This is a genomic window from Rhizobium sp. 10N414, from assembly GCF_056394785.1.
In genome coordinates this window covers 1-2,914 of record NZ_JBFTIN010000087.1, presented here as the reverse complement: position 1 = coordinate 2,914, position 2,914 = coordinate 1, and the positions used below count along the sequence as shown (strand labels likewise).

The 2,914-nt window shown below is 54.5% G+C and carries 2 protein-coding genes and 3 pseudogenes; 3 read left to right on the top strand and 2 right to left on the bottom strand.

The annotated features are described in order from the left end of the window. Positions 1 to 432: 432 nt before the first annotated feature. Both AC1DE4_RS31585 and AC1DE4_RS31580 read left to right on the top strand, forming a co-directional pair. Positions 433 to 669, top strand: a complete 237-nt coding sequence (locus tag AC1DE4_RS31585) for a DUF4160 domain-containing protein (protein WP_477884734.1) — start codon at positions 433 to 435, stop codon at positions 667 to 669. Beyond that, positions 659 to 1,138 carry a DUF2442 domain-containing protein gene (locus AC1DE4_RS31580; protein WP_477884733.1) on the top strand — a complete coding sequence of 160 codons (480 nt, stop codon included), beginning with the start codon at positions 659 to 661 and terminating at the stop codon, positions 1,136 to 1,138. Before AC1DE4_RS31585 ends, AC1DE4_RS31580 begins: the two co-directional genes overlap by 11 nt. A gap of 90 nt (positions 1,139 to 1,228) precedes the next feature. On the opposite strand, the pseudogene AC1DE4_RS31575 reads toward AC1DE4_RS31580, so the two are convergent. After that, positions 1,229 to 1,568: pseudogene (locus AC1DE4_RS31575) on the bottom strand (hypothetical protein). Beyond that, positions 1,568 to 1,886, bottom strand: a pseudogene (locus AC1DE4_RS31570) (IS5/IS1182 family transposase); the annotation flags it as partial. The pseudogenes AC1DE4_RS31570 and AC1DE4_RS31575, both read right to left, overlap by 1 nt. Positions 1,887 to 1,943: 57 nt before the next feature. On the opposite strand from AC1DE4_RS31570, the pseudogene AC1DE4_RS31565 reads away from it, so the two are divergent. Beyond that, positions 1,944 to 2,752 (top strand): annotated as a pseudogene (locus AC1DE4_RS31565) (IS3 family transposase); the annotation flags it as partial. Positions 2,753 to 2,914: the final 162 nt, after the last annotated feature.

The window sequence follows — 2,914 nt, the reverse complement described above, 5'->3', positions numbered from 1 at the left end:
ACTTTCCCTCATGCCTGGCTTCATGCATGCCTTCATCCATGACTTCAAGCATGGCATCAGCGCGATCTCCAACCATTCAATTCCGCTCCTTTCGATGAAGGAGCTTATCTCGCGGCCTCATTCACAAAAGAAAAGGTGGGTTGTTCGTCGCGCTCACAATTGACCCCCTAGCGAAATGAAGAACTGCCCCCTCGTTTCACAACGAGGAGAGATGGATGACAAGCTTGATTTCAGCGCATCCTGCATTGTCGCGGATAATGCAGGACGAAGATATGCTTCAGTTCGCGATCAATAGTTCATCATTTGGGAAACTGATCGAATTTCTTGTTAATGGATGTCCACTACCTTGGATTGAATGTTTTTATTAGGAAACAAGCAGAGGCGCCTTGAAATAGTGCGCTGTATGCACTATTAAATGTCTAGGAGTGCCTTATGCCAGTGATTATCCAATTAGGGAAGCTGAAGGTCCAAGTTTTCTCCAACGACCACAATCCTCCACATTTTCATGTGTCATCACCAGATTTTGACGCAATGGTTCTAATCAGTGACCTTAGCGTCCTTCAAGGTCGGATTGCGAGCCGAGATTTGGAAACAGTTATCGAATGGGCTTCGGTGCCCGACAATAGAAAGAAGCTAGAAACGGAATGGAGTCGCCTCAATGAGCGATGATATCATCTCAGTAGGAACACCTCTCCCTCGAATCGCTGCAGCCAAATGGCTTGGAAAGCGCGTGGTTCGTGTCACGTGGAAGTCTGGAGACGTTTCGGTCGTAGATTTGGCCCCGGCTCTTCTAAGTCGAAGATTTTATATCCCGCTTCGCGATGATGATGTTTTGTTCGCAAAGCTAAGGGTCGAAGAATATGGCACGGCTATCGAATGGCCTGGCGATATCGATTTTTCGGCGTTGTGGCTCAGCAAATTGCCCTCGGTAGAGTTTGATAACGAGGCATTTCGCGAAGCAATGGACGATCTAGGAATGACGCTGGATGGTATGGCTGCTGCCTTGGAAATCTCCCGTCGACAAGTAGCTGATTATCGAAAGGAAAAACCAATTCCGCGTAATGTTGCGTATGCCACCCGCTATCTTGTCGAGGCGGCCCGCAAAGACGACAACCATGCTCAAAAGATGATTGCGTAAAATAGCGGAGCAATTCCATAGGTTCACTAGAGTCACTACTCAGTCAGCGCGTCTGAATGGGCCCTTGCCACTAGCAGGCTGTTGAAGAAGTCAGTCAGGTTCGCAGACGAAGCCTGAATCATCTCCGTTGTGGATGTAGATGTGCCCGACAAGGCGTCCTGCTGAGCAAGAGCAGCCCATCCGCGACCACAGGCAGATTCGCTCTCGTCTTGGCCCTCCCAGGAGAACTCCGCACAGGCTGATCGCGCGCGCCGTAGCGGACATCGAGGAAGCCTTTGAGCGCGACAAAGGCGATTTCTCCGTCTGCAGCGCCCTGGAATGTCAAATGCGCTTCTTCGACGAGATCGAGGACGTCGTTGTCCCAGTTGTCCATCTCGACGATACGCCACCGACCGGCGAAGGCCTTGGCGAAGGCAGAGACTCTCGCCATTAGTTTGCCTCCGTCATGAGCTTCGGTAACCGCACAAGATTGCAGGCGGCCGCGAAGGTAAATGCCCATCCAACCCTGTCGCGACCCCGGAACTTCGTCTTGTCCTGCCCCGCGACCGTTTTGATCCAGCCGAAGGCCTCCTCGATACGCTTGCGAATGCGTAGGCCGACCTCATAGCCGGGATGGCGTGTCGTGCGTTCGCTATGCGTTCGGCATAACCGGTTGCTTCCGTCAGGTAAGCATTGACCAGAAGACCATGGCGGTTTTCCATCAACCCATGCCCATGAAGGACAGCTTGGCCTCCTTGCCCTTTGACCTGCCACTGCGAATTTCCTCCAGAATTGATTAGAGTTCGGCCTGACGAAGGACGGACGAATGAAGAAGCAACGATTCACGGAAGAGCAAATTATTGCAGTGCTGAAGGAGCAAGAGGCTGGCGCGAAGGCGGCTGACCTGTGCCGCAAGCACGGGATTTCAGAAGCGACGTTTTATAACTGGAAAGCCAAATACGGTGGCATGGAAGTCTCCGAGGCGAAGCGTCTGAAGGCGCTTGAGGACGAGAACGCCAGGCTGAAGAAGCTACTCGCCGAGCAGATGCTCGATGCGGCCGCACTCCGCGAGCTTCTTGCAAAAAAATGGTAGGGCCCGCCGCCAAGCGTGACGCCGTCGCGCATCTGAAGACCGTCATGGGGCTTTCGGAACGGCGGGCCTGCCAGATCCTATCTGCCGATCGCAAGACGATCCGTTACCAGTCGACCCGACCGCCGGAGACCGAGTTGCGAGCGAAGCTGCGCGAGTTGGCTAACGAGCGACGGCGTTTCGGCTACCGTCGGCTGTTCGTCCTGCTTCGGCGGGAGGGAGAGCCGTCTGGCGTCAATCGCATCTATCGGCTGTATCGCGAGGAAGGGCTTTCAGTACGCAAGCGGAAGGCCCGACGCCGTGCTGTCGGCACGCGTGCGCCGATCCTGGTCGAAGCGAAGGCCAATGCCCGCTGGTCGCTGGATTTCGTCCACGACCAGTTCGCCTGCGGACGGAGGTTTCGCGTGCTCAACATCGTCGATGATGTGACGCGTGAATGCCTGGCGGCAATCCCGGACACCTCAATCTCCGGCCGCCGTGTCGCACGGGAGTTGACGACGCTGATCGAACGACGCGGCAAGCCCGGAATGATTGTCTCCGATAACGTCCTATGTGGGGAAGCAGCAGCGAGAAGTAGTCGACAGGTCTCTCTGCATCAGCGATAGCAGATGCTTCACCTAATGTGGTCCAGATGGTTTCCACCGTCAACGGGATCGTTCCCTGCCATAGCAAACACAGGATCCATCGACATCAGGATCCATCGACAT